We start from the raw sequence: 19,014 nt of genomic DNA on the forward strand, positions 1-19,014 counted from the left end.
TAAGCCATCTGTCGGCTTATTTTTTCCAAGCCTCCGTTAATGCCATGCGAAAAAGGCCATCAAGCTCCTCTGCATAATCTTTTTTTGTCGCGGTTACGGTTAAAAGGGCATCCTTCAGCCTGAATAGCTGTTCTTCTAAAAAAGAAAAGACGACGGCATTTTTGGGCTCACGCTCTTTTGCAGCAGAGATTGCCTTTTTCGCTGCAAGCTTCGCCATTTCGCTTTTAAGTGATGGAGAAAGCGGGAGCTCTTTTAAAAGAACGTGGAAATCCAGCGGCGGAAAGGTATGCTTTTTCTCCATCCAAATGCATGACAAAATAGGGCGGAGCACGTAAAAGTACCGCTTTATCTGGACTTCGTCTCCCTTCAGAAAATCGTTAAAATTCCGTTTGGCCATTGAAAAATAGTGGTGCATACAGGCCTTTTTGGAAAAAGTTTCTTGGGCCAGTGCTTTGATTTGCCCAGTGATGATCGGTTTATCTAGGTAAATGACAGTGGACTGCAGCCATTCGAGAATGCCGGGGTTTGATTTTCGTAAAAGTGCCAGTGCCTTTCTGAGATCCCATCCGCTTATATCGAGTGTGCTGGAGACGGGAACTTCAATTACGTCACGCCTTTCCTGAATGGACAAGTACCAGTCGCTTGGGTGCAGGTAAAGGAAGCGCACATCATAATCGCTTGCATTCGAAGCGAGACCGGACGCTCTGCTTCCGGCTTCACAGGCATAAATCACTTTAACCTGATGAGTATGCTCAATCGAGGCGAGTTCTTCTTCAATCCTTTTTTGCATAGTTATCCCTCTTTCTTAGGGGTGTTTTTCCCATGGCTCGACTACGCCGATGATGGATGACGTATCCTCTCTGATCGCGTTCCAAACGCCGCTGGCTATTTCTTGGTTTGTAAGCCATCGGGACCCGTGTGATTCCAGGATGAATCCAAGCTTGACCTGCCGATAATGGCAGTGAGCGGGTGGGTTTATTTTTGACTTCATTTCAGCCAGATCGGTGCTGCTGCCAAGAATATGGAACAGGCGGAATTCCTCCTTAGTGTGCGCCGCTTCTTGCAAAATAATCGGCAGGGCGAGGGGCGCTGTGGAATGGATCCAAGAAACCAGCAGGAGAATAGGGCCGTGTGTTTTAATGGATTTCCTGACCATTGCTTGAAGCTCCGTACTGTTGCGGTAATCGACCGAGATGAGAGACAAGCATCGGCTGCTGGTCTTTTTTTCGCTGGGATCTGCTTTTTGAGCGAGCTGCTGGAGCCGTTCCTGACTGCGTCCAATCACAGAAACCTCATACCCCGCCTGCAGCAAATTCAAGCACACCTCCGAAAGCATCCCTGTCCCGCCAATCACCATAGCATGCATATCCATTCTCTCCTTTCGTACATTAAAGCAGTGCAGGGGTCAGGCCCCTTTCATGATTTAAAGTGCTGCAGGGGTCAGACCCCTTTCCCACACTACTATATTAAAGTGAGTACACCCAATTGTCTAATAATTTAAAATACTGTATGATGGTAGGGTGGAAGTTTGCTGGAAATCTGAAAGGGGAGTTTGAGATGGCAATTGATTTGAATGAGCTGACGGTGAGGGAGATTTGGGAGAGAATCGAGAAGCAGATGAATGCAAACCCTGAGCCGTATGCCAATTTAAATGCGGTTTACCAGTTCGATTTGGCGGGCGACGATGGAGGGACATACCAGCTCCAGCTGGAAAACGGTGCAGCAAGTACTTCAGAAAGAGAAAAGCTGGAACCTTCCTGCACCCTTCAAATGAAGGTGTCCGACTTTAAAAAATTCCTTTCTGGCAATATGAACAGTACAGCTGCTTTTATGATGGGAAGGCTTAAGGTAAAAGGAAACATCAGCCTGGCACTCAAGCTGGATGCTCTTCTAGGAAAATATGAATTTGAATAATATCTGTTTCTTCCTCTCTTAAAAAGAGACTTTAATAAAGCATCAGCCACATTATCACACATTATTGGTCTCTAAGACTGCCTCACCTATAAAAAACTGCAATATACCTTAAGCAGTATTTTTTAGCGAGAAACGAGTCCTCTGGGACAAGCGTGGCAGTGATAGAACCAGCAGGCTTAAAAGAAGGGATGAGAAGCCTCCAGTTTCTCGGAAAAGCGAGTGACTGCAGCAAAAATCAACACACAAGGTTAATAGAGCCAAATATAAAAAGCCTCTAGTAAATAGGGGCTCTTATAAAAATCAGCTATTTTCGACATTAATCAAATTAATGATGTGCTGGATGGCTCTTTTTCAGGCATGAGTGACAGATAGCGAAGCGCATTTTTAAGCTCCGGCTCCTTCACAAACCTCTCGAAGATGGTCAAATTCTCTGCATCTTCAACCCTCTCCCGCAGAACAATCCGCGAATATTCCTTGCCTGCTTCCTTACCCAAAACAAGGTAGGTAAAGTGCTCTAAAGGAATGGAATACACTTCTTTATTTTTTGGACTATTAATAAATTGAAAGTTTGTGGTAAAATATACCTAAAAAGGGGAGATATAGTTGGCGGAGATTTTTGTTAGTTTTCGAGAGGTAACCACTCATGGATATCAATTAAATGATGATGTATTTTTAGTTTGTAATGGATTGCTCCTTGCAGAAAATAAAATTAAAATCAGTTCCCATTTTTCCATGCATCACGCCCTTCAGACCAGTACTTCAGAGCAGGATCATCCTTTTAGCCATTCCTATGTCATCATGACACCACTCCATGAAAAGACAGCAGTAAACATTGTTATTAAAGAAGGGGAGAAAGATTTTCACATACAATTTGTGTTCGATTTTCGCGAACGAAAAATATACCTGGAACAGGATGAGAGCCATAATCGTATGCTGTCAACTCAAATAGCAGCATCTTTGTTTTCTTGTTTTGGTATAAAAAAAGGGAAGAAAGTTTTTTATATAACCGATCGTTCTATTAGAAATATGCATGTAAAACATTAAATTTTTTTAAAAAAAGGTTTAAAGGTCCTATAACAGGGTAAAAACACATAGACCTATCTTTTCTCATAGAGGCATAATGGAAGGGCCACTTAGTATATAGAAGACTAATGGCCCTCTTTTTTATTCTAATCTATTTTACCCAAATGAACCGGAAGTCTTAGAAAAATAAAAGCGGTCATGCTATAATATCCGTAGACTGCAGATTTTGTAAGCGGTTGCTTTATTTTGTCAAAACAACTAGAAAAGAGAAAAAGGGGTAGTGCTATGAGTCGAAATTCAAAATTGAACATGGGACCTAATCAAGTACATGAAAACACACCTCTGCATCGGGGACTAAAACAGCGGCACATTACGCTTATGTCACTGGGATCTGCCATAGGAGTTGGGCTCTTTTTAGGCTCTGCAACAGCTATTAAACTAGCAGGACCGTCTATTTTATTGGCGTATGTTGTGGCGGGCATTGCTATGTTTTTTATCATGCGCGCCCTTGGTGAAATGGCCATACAAAACCCGGTAGCAGGCTCTTTCAGCCGTTATGCGCAGGATCACATAGGTCCGCTGACTGGATTTATCACAGGGTGGAACTACTGGTTTGTCTGGGTTGTTACCTGTATGGGTGAAATTACAGCCATTGGCGTTTATATGAATTATTGGCTTCCAGGCACACCTGGATGGATTTGGGCACTGGCGGCGCTAGTCATTATGTCAGCAGTGAATTTTATCAATGTAAAAGCATATGGTGAATTTGAATTCTGGTTTGCTCTCATTAAAATTGTCACAATTATCTTAATGATAATAATGGGTCTTTTGATCATCCTATTTGGGATTGGCAATGGCGGTGTGGCAACAGGCATACATAATTTATGGACCCATGGCGGATTCTTCGCACACGGATTCAAAGGATTTCTTTTCTCTTTCCAAATTGTCATGTTTGCTTACTTAGGTATTGAGATGATTGGACTGACTGCCGGAGAAGTGGAAAATCCGGAAAAAACCCTTTCCAAAGCCATTGATAATGTTTTTTGGCGTATTTTAATCTTCTATGTAGGAACTCTTTTTGTGGTGATGTCGCTTTATCCATGGAATGAAATTGGCACAACGAACAGCCCATTCGTTCTTACATTTGAAAAATTGGGAATACGCGGTGCAGCAGGGATTATTAATTTCGTGGTCCTGACAGCAGCTCTTTCTTCCTGTAACACAGGGATATTCAGTACAGGGCGCATGCTGTTCAACCTTGCTGAGCAGGGGCAGGCTCCCCGTTCTTTAGGAAAAGTAACCAAAAGCGGCATTCCAGCCAAAGCCGTTATCGTTTCCAGTATTGCTCTTCTAATTGGTGTCGTTCTGAACCTAACTGTTCCAGCCGAAGCCTTTACCTGGATTACAAGTATCGCCACTGTGGGAGCCATTTGGACATGGGCTGTCATCCTGCTATCGCAAATTAGATTTAGGCGGAAGATGTCAGCTGAACAGGCGTCCAGCTTGAAATATAAAACACCAATGTTTCCGATTGGTTCTTACTTGACGCTTGTCTTCCTGGTTATTGTCGTTGGGCTGATTGCCTGGTCTTCTGATACCCGGATTGCCATCTATGTAGGAATCGTCTGGTATGCAGTTCTCACGCTATGCTACTACATGTTTAAATCAAAATTTGTACCAAGCAAAAGATAACCGCAAATATGCAAAAGCAAAAAGTCCAGCAAAAGGCAAAAGCCTCTTGCTGGACTTTTTTACTGCACTAAAGGGGTCAGACCCCATGAGTGCAGTAACGCGTTAGTTTGTAGAAGGGGTCTGACCCCTTCTTTACTTTAATGCGCTAAAGTGCACGATCCTAAGCTGTTACACTCTATACAATACAGGTTTAATGAGCTAAGAAAAGAAACGATAAGAAATAAAGGCACATGTAAACTCCACCAAGATAGATCAGATCAAAGAGTACTGTGAAAATGCCCACTACCCATTTTCCAGTCCGGTCAAAAGTACCCAGCTTGCGGATTATTCGATAGTCAATAAGTGCAAGGAGGGCAATCGCAAACAATAAGAAAAAAGGCAAAACCCAGCTTCCTAAAACCACCGAACCATGCTGATTCATCCAGCGTGAACGATCTTGAAAATACCCTGTTCGAAATTTTATCGTCAAAGCTCCTATGATAAACACCAGTACGAGCCCGCCATTCAGGCCAAGAAACCACCCTTTAATCTTCCTTGGCAATCCCAGCACCAATAATACAACTAAAATATAGTAAACAATCGCAGCGAATTCCACGTTGACTCTCCTTTTAAAAATTATTTAGGAAACTAATCTATCTCTTTTTATGACCATAAATTGCGCGGTAAACAGCATAAAGGCCAGTGTTATGAAAAAGCAACAGAAGAATAGCTCTTAATAAAGATGTCAGGAAAAATTCCCCTTAAAACTCATCAGTCTGTTCTAAGGAACAACTCAGCGGTATCTTTCCATGTTCTTTATTTCCTATCCTTTCCACCTCACTGCAAACCTACACATTCAATACTAAGGATTCAAGAAAATGCACAGTATGTATACCAGTATTTTAGCAACAAATTAATCCATTAAAGCACTAAAGGGGTCAGGCCCCTGGTTTGCGTTAATACTTTAAAGCGCGATAGGGGTCTGACCCCCCCTTTAGCATATTAAAGCAAAATTAAAAGAGCTCATGTCCCCCTGAGCTCTGTTTCTGTTTCTATATTACTCATTTTTATATCTGTAGTGGGAAGTACTCAGTTAGCTGAGCCTCCTCCGTTAAAGTTCCTTTATATAGTAAAGACTTGCAAAACCCCTAAATTTCTTTTCACATGTACAATCAACCTCACAAAAATATCCACACCAAACACCAAACATCAACAAACCACAGCCCCTTCCTCAATCCCACCAAGGGTCCAGCGTAAACCCAGCTTTATCCCGCTTTGGGCCGAGGAGCCTCAAGTGGGCAAAGTAAAAGAGGCACGCCGACGCTCTTTCAAATTGCTGAGTAAAAATGTAGCGGGAGCAATTTAATTTAAGCTCCGTCTCATCCTTGAATTTGACAAAGAGCTGGCCGCCCTGCACCATGTACCGTTCAATATGGGCCATAAAGATCCATTGGCATTCCATATTATCAGGAGATGCTGTTGGAATGGCACATAGCATTTCCTCCGGGCTGATAATCAACGGCGTCTTCTTGGAATAGCGAAACGCCTTGCGAACGGCCGCGAGCCTTCCCTGATAGCTGGTGCAGTACCGGATGCAGGCTTCCTCAAGCAGCTGCCTCATGCTCTTCCGGCTATAAAAAATCCCATTTTGATCATAAATCTTTGTGCGGAGTTCTGGATGATGAAATTCTGTAATCGCTTTTGTCTTATGGGTGATCGCCCCGTTCTCGATTACATTCATATTGCTCATTACCTCCCCCTAATCATATGCCAGCCGCTTTCACCAAATGCCGAGAAAAGGACTTTTGGCTCAACAAGCTAACTAGGGCAATAATACTACAAAATTATGGTAATATCTACATATTTTTAAAATTATCAAAAAATTTCCTCAAAAAACCTCAAAAACTGCTAAAATTTCCGTTCCTGCCGCCAAACGTGAAGAATTCACCCAGAAACATACAAAATTCCACTTTAACGCCAATCATACTTTTAAAATCGCATTTCGACAGCTCTTCTCTAACCGATGTACAGTTAAACCAACCCGGGAATACAAGGACAGCGCGCTTTCAGAAAGGTCTGCAAAAGCATGAAAGCCCCATTTTCCGAAATTGCTGAACAATATCAAGAGCTGATTTACCATCTTATCAACAAGCTCCATATTTACCGTGACAAGGAGGAGTTTTACCAAACCGGCTTGATTGCCCTCTGGGAAGCCTATGAAAAATTTGATGATCAAAAGGCGGCCTTTCTCAGCTACGCGTATGCGTTGGTGAGAGGCAGAATGCTCGATCTTTTAAAACAAAAGAAGCGGCTGGAGGAGCGAAACGTGTACCCGGACGAGGAATTTTGGATGCACAAGGAAAACACCAGTGAGGAAACACCGCTCGAGCTTGATATTCTCCATCTCTATTGCATCGGAATGACGGAAAAACAGGTGAAGTGGACGATCCTGACTTTTTACCATGGAATGTCCGTCAAGGAAATTGCCAGTCTCGAACAAGTGACCATTTCAGCGGTGAAAAAATGGAAAAGGCTTGCCCTCGAAAGGATACGCCAAAACATTGAGCAGAACAGAAGAGACGAGCCCTTTTAAGTGCGGCAAACATATCCTTAAAATAGCAAACAGGCTTGCGTAAACAGCCGTCGCAAAACCGCAGATTGAATGGAAAAAGCCCCCATGATCAGAACAGGAAACCAGATTTTTTTCGGAAAATGGGGGACTGCCTTTACCAAATGGCAGAAGATGAATACACAGTAATAGAGAGCGTGAAAGGAGGAAAGAGAATGACAGAAGAACCAAAAAGCGCGAAGGACCAAATGAATGAAATTTCCCAGAGCGTGATGAACGTCATGGTAGGCAGCATTTTAAAGCGCAATAACGCGAAACTCAACAAAGATATTTCTGACGAAGAAAAAGCGAAGCTTAGGCAAATGGTAGAGGACTTGAAAAAACAGGTTGAAAGCTTTGTAGAAAACGCAAAGTCAGAGCCAATCACAGTAGAGCCTACAGCAGAAGAACAACCAGAAGAAAAGCCAGCTTCGTCTTCTAGAAGGAAAAACTGGAGAAGAAGAAACGAGACAGAAAACTAAAAAATACGCAAATTTCCTAGTGTGATTGTCCAGACACTTCTTCTAGAATCGCATTTAATATAGTATTGAAAGGAGGAAATGAACAATGACAAACAGAATTAACAGCTGGAATGCGTTAGATCCTAGCTCAACTCACCCAATGCAAGCTTTCTGCCAAGAACAGCCAACAGTTGAACAAGCGGCAGAACAAAAACAGGAAATGGTGCAATCTACTAATGAAAGCATCACAATCAAGAACTCTTGCGACATCCGTGTAGTCAGCACAGACACAAAAGTAGCTGTGTCCCTTCAAGCTGCTTTACAGGTAGCGATCGCTCTTGTAATCCGTATCTCCATCCTTGATGGTGATGAAGCTGACAGAGTTACCCAAGAATTGCTTCAAAGCTCTCAAATCAGCCAATCTACACGCAAAAGCGTCGTCATCGACAACTCTCGCAACGTCACAGTTACAGCTACTGACACAGATGTTGCAGTTTCCATCCAATTGCTTCTTCAAATCCTTGTCGCATTGCTTATTTCTCTTGAAATTCTGTAAATTGATTGCAAGCTCTCTTCTAGCAGAAGAGGGCTTTTTCCTATTTTGCTAGAAGACATACAGGCAAATGGACGAAGTAATTAACCAGCCATCTGTTAATCGGGCAAAAGCATAGACTAATCGGCTAAAAACACCCCTTAATCGGGTAAATACGCAGGCTAATCGGGTAAATTTCTATCGTAATCGGGCAAAACCTTTACTGATTCGGGTAAAAGAGGCACAAAGTCCTATAACACCCATTCAACCAAGCAGGAAATCAGCACGGACTTGCCGAATTCTACCAGAAACAAAAGAGAGGTGCAGATCTATGAACTATATGCGGATGCTTCGCCAGTACGTGGGAACAAGTCCAATCATTCTGGCTGGTTCGGCTGTGATTATACTAAATGAAAAAGGGGAAATCCTGCTGCAAAAGAGAGTAGACGACGGTCTGTGGGGAATTCCCGGAGGCGGCATGGAGCTAGGGGATTCGTTTGAGGAAACGGCAATAAAAGAGGTAAAAGAAGAAACTGGACTCACCATCAAATCGATAAAGCTGTTCAGCCTGTTTTCGGGAAAAGAATACTATCACCGCTATCCACACGGGGATGAATGCTACAATGCCTTAGCCGTGTATATATGTGATGACTATGAAGGTGAGCTGTACATATCTGATGGCGAAAGCTCAGAGCAGCAATTTTGGAGCCTGCACGACCTTCCTGAGCTATCGTCTATCACGAAAAAAGTGCTGGCCCGCTATCTGGAATAGAGCACAGCATACCCGTATGGAAATGTTTCATACATTCTGTTACAATAGCGGTATCAAATCGAAGAGGCGATGGAGTTCGCCGAAACTGCCTGTGGGCTGATGACTCCTACCAGTACTTGAAACTGGTAGGAGTCTGTTTTTTATCAAGTCTGTTTTCGCAGAGATTCCGTGTGTTGTCTGTCTTCGTGGCATCTTCTCTTATATTCTTTACACGTTTTCCAATAGAAACAAAAGAGCCTTTACCATAAAAATGAGGTGAATTATATGGCATACATCATCGTAGGAATCTCCGCCATCATCGGTGCCCTTTTGCGGTACTGGATTGGGCTCGCTGTAGGGCAGTGGCAGCATCCCAATTTTCCGGTCGCAACCTTGATGATTAACTTAATCGGCAGCTTTGCCCTTGCTTGGCTGACCACATTTGTCTTTAAACGAAATCTCATCCACAGCCATTTGGCAGCGGGGCTTGGAACCGGGCTGATCGGAGCCTTTACGACGTTTTCCACCTTCAGCGTCGAAACGGTGAACCTGATTCATGCGTCCAGATGGGGAGCGGCCATCCTCTACGTCATGCTCAGTCTGTGGGGCGGCCTTGCCATGAGCTATCTTGGATTTCGTCTCGGCAGCAGAATCTATGGCAAAAACCAATCAGAAGGAGGCAGCCTGAAATGATTCTGCATTCTATCTTGGTCGCTGTCGGCGGCTTCTTTGGGGCCATTGCACGTTTTGGAATTAGCAACTGGTTTAAAAAACATCTCCCTGTAAGCTTTCCCATTGCAACGCTGCTCATCAATTTAGCAGGTGCTTTTCTGCTCGGTATCATCGTCGGCAAAGGGCTCAGCCAATCCTGGCAGCTCCTGCTCGGCACAGGCTTCATGGGTGCCTTCACGACGTTTTCCACCTTTAAGCTTGAGAACATCCAGCTGCACGCCGATAAAAAATGGAGCATTTTGGTCTCCTACCTGGTGATCAGCTACACCTTCGGAATCCTCTTAGCCTTTCTCGGAATGAAACTGGGCGGGCTCCAATGAAAAATGCCATGCAGACGATGCATGGCATTTTATCATTTATCCGACGGTATTTTTTTCCACATAAAAGCTGGCCATCGTGCTGTTGATCAGCTTGGTGAGGGCAAGGGATCCTTTTGTATTTAAATGCACGCCGTCCGGGGTGAAATAGTCAGGATGGCTGATCGCCACAGCGTGCCAATCAACCAGCGTTACATTCGCCAGCTCGTCGTCAACCTGGCTTAAGGATTTGTTTACGGCTGCCTCCCAAGGCCTTGGAACCCTGGTATTAACGAGAAAAATGTGAGCGTGATGAAAATCATCGAGCAGCGAATGGATTTGATCCGATGTAAAATATCCATTCGTCCCGAGCTCAATCACGACAGCGGCATTCGTAGAATTAAAGGAACGATAGTCGTTCGCAAGCTTAAGCGCATCTGAAACCTGACGTCCGACCTTGCCGTCAATCGTAATATTGCCGTGTGTTTTCAATAAATCCTTTGTAATGTCCAGCATCACGGAATCCCCCATGGCGAGAATTTTCTCAGGGCCTGCCTGCTTTTTCTCATCCCTGCTTTTTCCGTTTTGGGGGACTTCAAGCTTTGTACCTGAATCGTGATTGTCGGCGAGACTATTATGGCTGATGGCAAGCTGCACCGGCTGGTGATCCGTTTGGACTTGCGGCCCTTTAAATACGGATGCCGGAATCGCCAGTCCGATGATAAAAAGGAAAAGAACACCTGGAATCAAAAATCTAGTTGTTTTATGAACGGAAGCTCCTCCAAAAGAAGCCTGAAGGAATGGCTTGAAGCCTTGTTTTCGAATTGGCAGCTCGATAAGACGGTAGGAGGCTTCGGTAATAAGTATGGTTGCGATAATCTGTAAAATCACATGCCACATGACCGGGTTCCCGATTTCACTTACTGGTGTTGTCAGCACAATTATGGGATAATGCCATAGGTAGAAGCCATAGGATCTTGTTCCAATCCAGCGAAGCGGTTTCCACGAAAATATTTTTCCAAGGAAGCTGCCTGGATGACTGATACAGGACAGGAAGATGGCTGTATTGATGCTGAAAAGAAACATGCCGCCTTCATATAAAAACGGTGTGTATTCATTCGTATCTACTAAACTGTAAAGCAGGATGACAAGAGATGCTGTGCCTGCTGCATCCAGCAGTATTTTTGCCGGGACAGGCAGTTTGTTGGACGTCAGCTGATTTATAGGCCATACCATTGCCAGATAGCCGCCGATCAACAGCTCAAAGGAGCGAGTGTCCGTGCCATAATAGATTCTGCTCGGGTCTGCTCCCGGGTGGTATAAAATGAACATGCAGACAGCGGAACAAAATGCGCCGCACAGGATGATTAAGGCAAAGGCACGTTTTTTGAAAAAAGCAAAGCCTAACAGCAATAAAAAGGGCCAAATTAGATAGAATTGCTCTTCAATGGCCAGAGACCATAAATTTTTCAACGGTGAAGGTGAACCAAAGCTATCAAAATAGGAGACTTTGTGAAAAATAAACCACCAATTAGAAGTATAGAAGAGAGAAGAGATGGCATCCCCTTTTAGCAGTGCCAGTAAATGCCGGTTGAACAGCAGGCAAAAGATGACGACCAGGATGATCATGGTATAAGCTGCAGGGAATAAGCGCCGTACGCGTCCCATCCAAAAGCGTTTGAGGCTGAGCCTTCCGTTCTGATTGTATTCGTTGAGAAGGATGGATGTAATTAAATATCCTGATAAAACAAAGAACAGGTCGACGCCTAAAAATCCACCTTGAAGCCAGGTGGGATTAAAGTGATAGGTGATGACGGCGATGACTGCCAAGGCGCGTAATCCGTCTAAACTATGTATGTATCTGTGACTCCTTGCTTTCTCCAAAACTAGTAAACCTCCTAAATACTTTCAAACCCATTATTTCAAATTTATTACAATATGTCATTTGTGTTAAGTAACTGTTACATTATTACATAAAGTGCATGCCGTGTATATTGTATTTTATTATTTATTTAGTAGAAAGATAGAGAAAAATCTGATAAAAAGAATGGAGGAGTAAGAGCTAATGGAACTTCAAACGGTGACTGAACAGGATAAACCCATTCTAAAAAACCTTTTGCAATTTTACATTTATGAATTCAGCCAGTTTGTTCCGGATATTAAGCTTGAGCCCGATGGAACCTACCAGCCTTTTGATCTTCAAAAATATAGGGAGGATCTGCACTCTCATGCCTTTATCATCCGTGAAGAAGGGGAACTGGCCGGACTGGCACTGGTAAAGGAGGGAACGAAGGAGGAACCAAGCATCATCGAGCAATTTTTTATCATGCGCAAATTCATGGGAAGGGGCATAGGCAGGGAGGCAGCCCTTCAGCTGTTTGACCGCTTCCCAGGCAAATGGAAGGTCTGGCAGATTGCGAAAAATGAACCGGCCCGCATCTTTTGGCGAAAGGTGATTTGCGAATACACTCATGGGCATTACAACGAGAGTCCAGGGGAAGAAGGAAGAACAGTGCAGGAGTTTGAGGCAGCGGGGCGGTAAAAAACGAAAAAGCCTTTCCGTATAGAAGGGGAGAGTTTCTTCCTCAAACTGACTGGAGTGGAATTAAAAATAAAGCTGGAGCTTTAAAAAACCCCCAGCTCAAAATGCTCTTCAAAAGCTCCTTGCTAACTAATTCATCAATCGTTTGATTAAATTGTAAAAGATCCATGCAGCACCTCCTGTTCAAGGTTGAATTCACTGCACTGCCGTGAAACTCCTTCCTTAGAAAATAAAAAAGCACCCGATAAAAAGGGTGCTAGTATCCTACATTCAATCAAGGCTGTATGGCCGCAAGCTCCTTTGCCATTACCTTTGACACCATTTGATAGCCTGCATCGTTCAGATTCAGCTGGTCTGTGGTATAGGTTTTCAGATTGCTTGTGGTCAGTCCGCTATCTGTAAAGAGATCGATGACAGGGATGGAATGCTGCTGGCAGACATCCTTGATTGCCTTGACGTAATCCTCAAGCTTGTAGCCCGCCGAGTTTTTCTTTGGATATTGCGGCTGGCCTTTGACATTTCCTCTAACTAATGGAGTGAAGAATACGATTTTGGCATTTTTCTGTTTAAGGGCGGAGAGCTTGCTGATGACGAATTGGAGGTCGCCGTAAAATGTCGCTTTGCTTTTATCATCGCTTAGCTTTCCTAATTCTCTGTTATTGGCGTAATCGTTCGTTCCACCGAACACTGTGATCAGGTCGATATTCTTTAGATTGTCCTTGGTAACATGATTCGCCATTGCTTGGATTTGCTCGTTGGCTGACGCATCTGTTTGTACAGATTTCAATTGTAAACTCGTTTTCACTATATTCTGATATTTGTTGCTGGAGGTAAGACTGTCGCCAATTGCATACCAATTTTTATTTTCCCATGGGGAAGCGGCTGCTTGGGTTTGTTCTTGGTTTTGCTGGTCTTTTTCAACGGAGATCGTAGCGGCTTCTGCTGTTTGCTGCAATCGATGCTGATAGTGTGAGCGCCCATATACTACAACGAAAAGGGCAGCTACTATTGCGGTAATGAATAGTGATTTGTTTATTGCTTGTCTCATCTTCCACCTCGTATGTATTAGAATGTTGGTTCTATTCTACCATCTAATTGGAAATGGAAAAGCAGCTTTCGTTCGTCAAATTTTGCGTTATAACGAACAAAATGAGAAAAAAATCGGCAAAGCCTATAATGCTTTACCGATTTTTTGTCTTGCTTTTTTATGGCTCCAGCTTGTCCATGCCTGATGTTGCCGCAAACTTATGAATAGAGCTTATCAACATGATACGACAGCTTCGCCTCTAGCGTACTTTTTATCTGAGCATCCAAACAATCGTTCAAAAGCATTTGGATATAATGAATTCGTAAGCAATGCCAGCGATTCTTTAATCTTGCTGAAAAAGACATGGCGATTCTCCCATCCTTTTTAAGAGAGTATACCCGTTTGGACAAAAGCGAATCTGATCGAATCGGCTTAGTCCAAAGGCGGCAGCCGGTGTTTCTTTCATCAAGAATTAAAGCTTGCTCGCAAGAAATGGCAATAGTGCGCCAAGTGCCACGACGATGATGCAGAATCCAGCTAAGAGCATGTTTTTCTTGCGCTGCTTTCGTTTAGCAGCTTCTTCAGGTATCAGGTAACGTTGAGACATGTGCGGTTCCCCTTTTTTATAGCCTTTCAAGTCCGTAAAAGGCCTCATTTTAGTCGATTATGAAGATAATTTGACAAACAGCGTGATGAAAAAGATCCATATTGGGAGAGAGAGAATCGTTCCCCACAGGCATCCTTTAAATACGCTTACAGAGTTATCGGCTCTCATGGATTGCCATGTCTCTTTGCTTTGCTTCTACCCGTTTGCTCTCATACCATTCCACAATCTTTCGTTCCTTGGCTGTTAAGTAGGTGCATTTTGTTCTTGGAGCATTTTTTCGCATGTTTTTTCGATTCAATTTTTTCCCCTCCTGTGCCATCGTACGGAGGATATATCTGTATTCGGCATCTGGCAAGCATAGTCCCAAAGACCTTAGCCCCTGTAGTTTTGCGTAACCATCTTTCAATGGTGCTGCCCTTTCGTACGATAGTTTACTTCAAAATATATAGTACCAAAGAAATAGCGAAATGTAGTGGGTAATTCGACTTATTTTGACAATGAATGTCGAATTTTCTAAGTAGTTCATCGGAGTTTTTCTCAATGAAAAAAAGCCGATTATAATCTAATATCGGCTTTTTTGTCGAAATCTTTATAGTTTTTTAAAAAACCTCTACTTTTTTCTCTTCGTACGGATCCCTGACCACAAAGCAATAATCAATCCTCCAGCAGTATCCGCAATCAAATCCTTCATGGTATCCGTATTTCCGTATTGCATATGCGTATGGGCAAGATGGTCACCGCTGAATTCATAGATTTCCCAGAGAACGCCGCCGAGTGTCGCCATTCCCAGCACAAACAAAAAGACAAACCAGGCCGACATGCCATTGCCTGCTTTTCGGAGAACCAGCCTTTCATACAAGGCGATCGCTGTAAACCCAAGGAGGATGCCGCTAATAAAATGCAGGAACGTATCCCACCAGCCGAGGCTGTACCACTGCAGCATGTCGCCGAATAAAAAACAGCCCAGCAGAAAAACAAAATAAAACGTAATAAGAGGCCGCTTAAACTCAAGCTTTGTAATCCAGACGAGAAGAAGAGGGAACAATCCGCAAAGAATGCCGCCGATGCCGACCCAGCCCTTTAAAGTGGCCCCGGCTGCGAAGTAATAAATAGCCAAACCTGCCATCAAAATCATAAAGGCGGTGCTCAAAACAACGGTGAAGGTCCGGTTCATGTTGTCACTCCCATACCAGCTTAATTGTACAGTCCTTTATATGCGGCAAAGCAACAGAATGTTTTCTGCATTACACCCGTTGTTTCCGCACTCCTGCATAAATGGATGCCAGCATAGCCCCTATACAGCCAGCGGTTAAATCCTCCATCGTATCGAAGTTGCCTCCGAGCTGCATAATGTTTGTCACAAGTAGGTCACCGGTATATTCCCAAATCTCCCAAAGGGTACTGGCCGCCATCGAAAGGCCTAAGCAAAACAGGAAAAGTGCCCACTTGGAAAGGTTTTTCCGTTCAGAATAAGGGATGAGCAGCTTATAAATCGTAATGGCAATCAGGCTTAAATAAGCGCCCTTATAAAAATGCATGGGAGTATCCCACCACTTATATTTCGTGTAAAAGCCCAAAATCGAACCGAAGAACAGGGACCAGACCATAAAAAAGTAAAAGCCGATGATGGCGAGAGTAGGGAAGGGAATCCTTTTTGCAAACAGCAGCCCAAGCGGAAGCGACCCTACAATGATCCCGCTCATCGCCAATAGCCATTGTGTTCTTTCTCCCTTGATGATAAAAATGACCATCACAATGGCCATAAACAGCATAAAGGCTGCAGCCAGCGTAATCAGTACCGTGCGTTTCAAAGAACATTCACCTCGAATATTCGTGATACCATTAAGGTGTCCCATAGAAGGGAAGGAAATGCAAAATCCAAACATTTTATGGTTTAAAAAAGAAAAAATTAAACAAAATGTAAATCAAACCGATAATTGGAATAGATAACATTACTTGAAAAAAACCTGATTAAAATGGACTAGCAGGAACTGAAAGATTTGTAGAATTCCGTCGAAAAAAGTTGGTTTTTGTCGAGTTCCTTCTATTATATATACACAAAAAAAGAACGACTCATTCTTGAGTCGTTCTTTTTATTTCTGTTTAAGATTTTTTATATAATAAATGACTTAATTAATGTCGTCTCTGTCTAGCTCCAGCGCCTATCGGCTAGCGGATTTCTCCGTCTTTTCCCTACTACGAGAAGTCACCATCAGCTCGTTCCTCGCTGTGTTTCCTTTATCTCAGTCAAAGACTACGGAATCCGTACACCGATGAGCAAGGCGCTTGCGCTTTTCTTATGCTCCAATAAAATAATGTTTCAAATACGTAAACCAAATCTGATTTCCTTTTGCATTCGGCTGGTTGTCCACAGTAAGATCCTTCTTCAACTTCAAAGAGCTTATAGCCGGCCAGGCTTTCCAATGATCAAGATACGGGATATGGTGTTCCTTCGCAAAGTTCTTTAATGCCAGCACATGCTGAGGATAAAAGGTTGCCTTGTATAATGGCTGGGCTGGCTGAAGCAGGACAACCGCCTTTTTGTTTTGTGCCTTCACCTCGTGAAAAAAGGCCAGTATATTTTTGTGCATATCGGCGTCAGTCAGATTTCCGGTATCGTTTAAGATAAAGGGCTCCCACAATACCAGGTCAGGTTTCATTGTCAACACCTGTTGATCCAGCTTTTCACCAAGGAAATGGTTAGACATGGTGTTATACGAGAATATCTGGACGTCAAGATGATTGTTTCCATAGGCGGCTAAAAGTGCTTTTTTCAGCTTTCCTGCCATCCCGCCTGTATTGGAACCGATGGATGTGGAGCCAACTATCGCCACCTTAAACTTCAATCCAGCCTGTATATCTTTTTTGAATTCCTCCTGGGCAGTTTTTGGCCAATGCTTCGTCTGATTTAGTAGTTGCTGATCCCCATCCGTCGTCATTGACGGTTTACTGGTTTGTGCCGGAGTGGCAGAGACAGACTCCTTATCAGACGCAAAAGCGGACACAGCTGTTTGTTTGCTCCAATGGGCTTTTCCAAGTATCAAAATCGTCACCGTTAACACGATGCCTAAAAAGGTCAAAAATCTTTTCATGCTCATCATCCTTTAGTAGTATTCAAAATGGTAAACTTTAGTATCATTAAATTTCAAAAAATATGTTTTAAAACCATTTTTTTTATTGTTTAATAGAAAAAGGGATTTATATTAAAATTATGTCAAAAAATTTATTAATTAACAACAAGACTGTGCTATAATATTACAGATTTTGAAGTTTTTAAAAAATAGTACTTTGTTAGATCAGTAGTTAATTGAGATGAAATACCTAAGGAGGAAATCATGGAAGAAACGATTAGCTTAAAGGAATTAATGCAGACGCTCCGCAAAAGAATGGGCATGATCATCTTCATTACACTGCTTGCCGTTATTGCCAGCGGGGTCGTCAGTTATTTTGTGATTACACCGGTTTATCAGGCTTCCACGCAAATTTTGATCAACCAATCATCAAAAACCGATCAGAGTGTTTATAATCCCAATGAGGTTCAAACCAATCTCCAGCTGATTAATACATACAATGTGATCATCAAAAGTCCCGCAATTTTGGACAAAGTAAGCCAGCAATTAAACTCCGGACTGACAGCTGACCAAATAAACAAGAAAATCACCGTTTCAAATGAAACCAATTCCCAGGTAGTGACTCTAGCCGTAGAAGATCCAAACCCTTATACAGCCGCAAAAATTGCCAATACCGTCGCAACCGTTTTTCAAGAGAATATTAAAACGATTATGAATGTGGACAATGTCAGCATTCTTTCAAAAGCCAGCGTAGCTACAAACCAGGCACCGGTTAAACCAAGACCATTAATGAATATTGCGATTGCTCTCGTTGTCGGCCTTATGGCAGGAATCGGCCTTGCGTTCTTATTGGAATATCTTGATAACACTGTGAAAAACGAACAGGATATTGAGAAACTTTTGGAGCTGCCTGTTTTGGGTGTTATCGGAAGCATTGAGGACCAGCAAGAACCAAAAGCAGCAAGAAAATCAGTAGGAAGAGGTGAATCACTTGGCGTCTAAGAAAAAGGAATTGCTGAACTCCCGTAAAAAATTAATAACCAAATTCCATCCCAAATCACCGATCTCCGAGCAATACAAAACAATTCGGACCAATATCAACTTTTCTGCTATTGATAAAGAGATTCGCTCTCTATTGGTGACATCTTCCGGTCCAATGGAAGGAAAGTCTACTACAGTGTCTAACCTTGCTGTTGTGTTTGCCCAGCAGGGAAAGCGAGTATTGCTTGTCGATGCTGATCTACGCCGGCCGACGGCTCACTATACGTTCGGAGTAACGAACACATTTGGCTTAACAACGGTGCTCACAAGGGAAATGTCTTTAATGGATGCCGTCAATACAACCGATGTGAAAGATCTTTATTTGTTAACGAGTGGCCCAATTCCTCCAAACCCTGCTGAGCTCTTAAGCTCAAGGGCGATGGATCATTTCTTTGAAGAGGTGTATGCAGAATTTGATATGGTTATTTTTGATACACCGCCAGTGCTAGCAGTAACCGATTCGCAGGTTTTAGCAAATAAGTGTGATGGAACCGTGCTGGTTGTGCTAAGTGGTGGTACCGAAATCGAAGCAGCCAAAAAAGCAAAAGAGCAGCTGGAATCGGTTAAAGCAAGAGTCCTTGGTGTTGTGTTGAACAACAAAAAGACCAAGGGGACAAATTACTATTATTACTATGGGAAAAAATAGTTACCATTCGACAATTTTCACCCCTTCCTTATAACGAACAAAGAGGATAAAATAAGGTAGGTAGTAAAAAAATACTATTATGTAAATGTTTT

The 19,014-nt window shown here is 42.9% G+C and carries 24 protein-coding genes and 2 riboswitches; of the genes, 12 read left to right on the forward strand and 12 right to left on the reverse strand.

The window, feature by feature from the left end:
- Nucleotides 1–16 precede the first annotated feature (16 nt).
- Together A5N88_RS17490 and A5N88_RS17495 are read right to left on the reverse strand one after the other, a co-directional pair.
- Entirely contained in the window at nt 17–790 is a 774-nt protein-coding gene (locus A5N88_RS17490) for a nucleotidyltransferase domain-containing protein (protein ID WP_066268312.1), read from the reverse strand.
- A 15-nt stretch (nt 791–805) separates the two neighbouring features.
- Nucleotides 806–1,366 carry a short-chain dehydrogenase gene (locus A5N88_RS17495; RefSeq protein ID WP_066268314.1) on the reverse strand — a complete coding sequence of 187 codons (561 nt, stop codon included), beginning with the start codon at nt 1,364–1,366 and terminating at the stop codon, nt 806–808.
- A 191-nt stretch (nt 1,367–1,557) separates the two neighbouring features.
- On the opposite strand from A5N88_RS17495, the gene A5N88_RS17500 reads away from it, so the two are divergent.
- From A5N88_RS17500 to A5N88_RS17515, 3 genes are all read left to right on the forward strand, one after another.
- On the forward strand, nt 1,558–1,914 hold the full coding sequence (locus A5N88_RS17500; protein WP_066268315.1) for an SCP2 sterol-binding domain-containing protein: 357 nt from the start codon (nt 1,558–1,560) through the stop codon (nt 1,912–1,914).
- A gap of 603 nt (nt 1,915–2,517) precedes the next feature.
- A complete protein-coding gene (locus tag A5N88_RS17510) occupies nt 2,518–2,958 on the forward strand; it encodes a hypothetical protein (RefSeq protein WP_066268320.1) in 441 nt (146 codons plus the stop codon).
- Between the two features lie 264 nt (nt 2,959–3,222).
- On the forward strand, nt 3,223–4,629 hold the full coding sequence (locus tag A5N88_RS17515) for an amino acid permease (protein WP_083953202.1): 1,407 nt from the start codon (nt 3,223–3,225) through the stop codon (nt 4,627–4,629).
- A gap of 190 nt (nt 4,630–4,819) precedes the next feature.
- On the opposite strand, the gene A5N88_RS17520 is transcribed toward A5N88_RS17515, so the two are convergent.
- On the reverse strand, nt 4,820–5,224 hold the full coding sequence (locus tag A5N88_RS17520; protein WP_066268321.1) for a hypothetical protein: 405 nt from the start codon (nt 5,222–5,224) through the stop codon (nt 4,820–4,822).
- A gap of 615 nt (nt 5,225–5,839) precedes the next feature.
- On the reverse strand, nt 5,840–6,358 hold the full coding sequence (locus A5N88_RS17525) for a competence protein ComK (RefSeq protein ID WP_066268322.1): 519 nt from the start codon (nt 6,356–6,358) through the stop codon (nt 5,840–5,842).
- Between the two features lie 336 nt (nt 6,359–6,694).
- On the opposite strand from A5N88_RS17525, the gene A5N88_RS17530 reads away from it, so the two are divergent.
- The 6 genes from A5N88_RS17530 to crcB (A5N88_RS17555) all read left to right on the forward strand — a co-directional run bounded on the left by A5N88_RS17530 (nt 6,695) and on the right by crcB (A5N88_RS17555) (nt 10,012).
- Nucleotides 6,695–7,201: a sigma-70 family RNA polymerase sigma factor gene (locus tag A5N88_RS17530; RefSeq protein WP_066268324.1), complete on the forward strand. Its 507-nt coding sequence runs from the start codon at nt 6,695–6,697 to the stop codon at nt 7,199–7,201.
- Between the two features lie 191 nt (nt 7,202–7,392).
- Nucleotides 7,393–7,698 carry a hypothetical protein gene (locus A5N88_RS25590; protein ID WP_066268326.1) on the forward strand — a complete coding sequence of 102 codons (306 nt, stop codon included), beginning with the start codon at nt 7,393–7,395 and terminating at the stop codon, nt 7,696–7,698.
- 85 nt (nt 7,699–7,783) lie between these two features.
- Complete coding sequence (locus tag A5N88_RS17540) at nt 7,784–8,233, forward strand: spore coat protein (RefSeq protein ID WP_066268328.1); 450 nt, start codon at nt 7,784–7,786, stop codon at nt 8,231–8,233.
- Between the two features lie 307 nt (nt 8,234–8,540).
- A complete protein-coding gene (locus A5N88_RS17545; RefSeq protein ID WP_066268329.1) occupies nt 8,541–8,981 on the forward strand; it encodes an NUDIX hydrolase in 441 nt (146 codons plus the stop codon).
- A gap of 56 nt (nt 8,982–9,037) precedes the next feature.
- A riboswitch (Fluoride riboswitch) is annotated at nt 9,038–9,097 on the forward strand.
- Nucleotides 9,098–9,245: 148 nt separating this feature from the next.
- Nucleotides 9,246–9,653: a fluoride efflux transporter CrcB gene (gene crcB / locus A5N88_RS17550; protein ID WP_066268331.1), complete on the forward strand. Its 408-nt coding sequence runs from the start codon at nt 9,246–9,248 to the stop codon at nt 9,651–9,653.
- Nucleotides 9,653–10,012 carry a fluoride efflux transporter CrcB gene (crcB, locus tag A5N88_RS17555; RefSeq protein WP_066270650.1) on the forward strand — a complete coding sequence of 120 codons (360 nt, stop codon included), beginning with the start codon at nt 9,653–9,655 and terminating at the stop codon, nt 10,010–10,012. The genes crcB (A5N88_RS17550) and crcB (A5N88_RS17555) overlap by 1 nt, the downstream gene beginning before the upstream one ends.
- Before the next feature lie 36 nt (nt 10,013–10,048).
- Here the strand turns inward: crcB (A5N88_RS17555) and A5N88_RS17560 are convergent, their stop codons facing one another.
- The gene (locus A5N88_RS17560) at nt 10,049–11,872 is read right to left on the reverse strand and encodes an acyltransferase family protein (RefSeq protein ID WP_066268334.1); all 1,824 of its coding nucleotides are present in this window, start codon (nt 11,870–11,872) and stop codon (nt 10,049–10,051) included.
- 181 nt (nt 11,873–12,053) lie between these two features.
- Here A5N88_RS17560 and A5N88_RS17565 point away from each other — a divergent pair, with 181 nt between their 5' ends.
- Nucleotides 12,054–12,530: a GNAT family N-acetyltransferase gene (locus A5N88_RS17565; RefSeq protein WP_066268336.1), complete on the forward strand. Its 477-nt coding sequence runs from the start codon at nt 12,054–12,056 to the stop codon at nt 12,528–12,530.
- Between the two features lie 43 nt (nt 12,531–12,573).
- Here the strand turns inward: A5N88_RS17565 and A5N88_RS26195 are convergent, their stop codons facing one another.
- The 7 genes from A5N88_RS26195 to A5N88_RS17585 form a co-directional block, all read right to left on the reverse strand.
- The gene (locus A5N88_RS26195) at nt 12,574–12,699 is read right to left on the reverse strand and encodes a hypothetical protein (protein WP_260525567.1); all 126 of its coding nucleotides are present in this window, start codon (nt 12,697–12,699) and stop codon (nt 12,574–12,576) included.
- Between the two features lie 105 nt (nt 12,700–12,804).
- Nucleotides 12,805–13,578: an SGNH/GDSL hydrolase family protein gene (locus tag A5N88_RS17570; protein ID WP_066268338.1), complete on the reverse strand. Its 774-nt coding sequence runs from the start codon at nt 13,576–13,578 to the stop codon at nt 12,805–12,807.
- Between the two features lie 451 nt (nt 13,579–14,029).
- Complete coding sequence (locus A5N88_RS26200) at nt 14,030–14,164, reverse strand: hypothetical protein (protein WP_260525568.1); 135 nt, start codon at nt 14,162–14,164, stop codon at nt 14,030–14,032.
- 154 nt (nt 14,165–14,318) lie between these two features.
- Nucleotides 14,319–14,462, reverse strand: a complete 144-nt coding sequence (locus A5N88_RS25030) for a hypothetical protein (RefSeq protein ID WP_157090708.1) — start codon at nt 14,460–14,462, stop codon at nt 14,319–14,321.
- Between the two features lie 42 nt (nt 14,463–14,504).
- A riboswitch (cyclic di-GMP riboswitch) is annotated at nt 14,505–14,590 on the reverse strand.
- 184 nt (nt 14,591–14,774) lie between these two features.
- Nucleotides 14,775–15,338, reverse strand: a complete 564-nt coding sequence (locus tag A5N88_RS17575) for a DUF2238 domain-containing protein (protein ID WP_066268340.1) — start codon at nt 15,336–15,338, stop codon at nt 14,775–14,777.
- 70 nt (nt 15,339–15,408) lie between these two features.
- A complete protein-coding gene (locus A5N88_RS17580; protein ID WP_083953203.1) occupies nt 15,409–15,975 on the reverse strand; it encodes a DUF2238 domain-containing protein in 567 nt (188 codons plus the stop codon).
- Nucleotides 15,976–16,461: 486 nt separating this feature from the next.
- Nucleotides 16,462–17,256, reverse strand: a complete 795-nt coding sequence (locus A5N88_RS17585) for an SGNH/GDSL hydrolase family protein (protein WP_066268343.1) — start codon at nt 17,254–17,256, stop codon at nt 16,462–16,464.
- A gap of 243 nt (nt 17,257–17,499) precedes the next feature.
- Between A5N88_RS17585 and A5N88_RS17590 the strand changes: the two genes are divergently transcribed.
- A complete protein-coding gene (locus A5N88_RS17590; RefSeq protein WP_066268345.1) occupies nt 17,500–18,237 on the forward strand; it encodes a YveK family protein in 738 nt (245 codons plus the stop codon).
- The gene (locus A5N88_RS17595) at nt 18,227–18,922 is read left to right on the forward strand and encodes a CpsD/CapB family tyrosine-protein kinase (RefSeq protein WP_066268348.1); all 696 of its coding nucleotides are present in this window, start codon (nt 18,227–18,229) and stop codon (nt 18,920–18,922) included. Before A5N88_RS17590 ends, A5N88_RS17595 begins: the two co-directional genes overlap by 11 nt.
- Nucleotides 18,923–19,014: the final 92 nt, after the last annotated feature.

Source organism: Heyndrickxia acidicola, from assembly GCF_001636425.1.
GTDB lineage: Bacteria > Bacillota > Bacilli > Bacillales > Bacillaceae_C > Bacillus_AE > Bacillus_AE acidicola.

What these genes read in the sequence shown, in the direction of transcription:
- A5N88_RS17545 (WP_066268329.1), top strand. Translation starts at nt 8,541, where the DNA reads ATGAACTATATGCGGATGCTTCGCCAGTACGTGGGAACAAGTCCAATC.
- A5N88_RS17565 (WP_066268336.1), top strand. Translation starts at nt 12,054, where the DNA reads ATGGAACTTCAAACGGTGACTGAACAGGATAAACCCATTCTAAAAAAC.
- A5N88_RS17590 (WP_066268345.1), top strand. Translation starts at nt 17,500, where the DNA reads ATGGAAGAAACGATTAGCTTAAAGGAATTAATGCAGACGCTCCGCAAA.
- A5N88_RS17540 (WP_066268328.1), top strand. Translation starts at nt 7,784, where the DNA reads ATGACAAACAGAATTAACAGCTGGAATGCGTTAGATCCTAGCTCAACT.
- A5N88_RS17575 (WP_066268340.1), bottom strand. Translation starts at nt 15,338, where the DNA reads ATGAACCGGACCTTCACCGTTGTTTTGAGCACCGCCTTTATGATTTTG.
- A5N88_RS17490 (WP_066268312.1), bottom strand. Translation starts at nt 790, where the DNA reads ATGCAAAAAAGGATTGAAGAAGAACTCGCCTCGATTGAGCATACTCAT.
- A5N88_RS17530 (WP_066268324.1), top strand. Translation starts at nt 6,695, where the DNA reads ATGAAAGCCCCATTTTCCGAAATTGCTGAACAATATCAAGAGCTGATT.
- A5N88_RS17515 (WP_083953202.1), top strand. Translation starts at nt 3,223, where the DNA reads ATGAGTCGAAATTCAAAATTGAACATGGGACCTAATCAAGTACATGAA.
- A5N88_RS26200 (WP_260525568.1), bottom strand. Translation starts at nt 14,164, where the DNA reads ATGTCTCAACGTTACCTGATACCTGAAGAAGCTGCTAAACGAAAGCAG.
- A5N88_RS17585 (WP_066268343.1), bottom strand. Translation starts at nt 17,256, where the DNA reads ATGAAAAGATTTTTGACCTTTTTAGGCATCGTGTTAACGGTGACGATT.
- A5N88_RS17525 (WP_066268322.1), bottom strand. Translation starts at nt 6,358, where the DNA reads ATGAGCAATATGAATGTAATCGAGAACGGGGCGATCACCCATAAGACA.
- A5N88_RS25590 (WP_066268326.1), top strand. Translation starts at nt 7,393, where the DNA reads ATGACAGAAGAACCAAAAAGCGCGAAGGACCAAATGAATGAAATTTCC.
- A5N88_RS17500 (WP_066268315.1), top strand. Translation starts at nt 1,558, where the DNA reads ATGGCAATTGATTTGAATGAGCTGACGGTGAGGGAGATTTGGGAGAGA.
- A5N88_RS17495 (WP_066268314.1), bottom strand. Translation starts at nt 1,366, where the DNA reads ATGCATGCTATGGTGATTGGCGGGACAGGGATGCTTTCGGAGGTGTGC.
- A5N88_RS17570 (WP_066268338.1), bottom strand. Translation starts at nt 13,578, where the DNA reads ATGAGACAAGCAATAAACAAATCACTATTCATTACCGCAATAGTAGCT.
- crcB (WP_066268331.1), top strand. Translation starts at nt 9,246, where the DNA reads ATGGCATACATCATCGTAGGAATCTCCGCCATCATCGGTGCCCTTTTG.
- A5N88_RS26195 (WP_260525567.1), bottom strand. Translation starts at nt 12,699, where the DNA reads ATGGATCTTTTACAATTTAATCAAACGATTGATGAATTAGTTAGCAAG.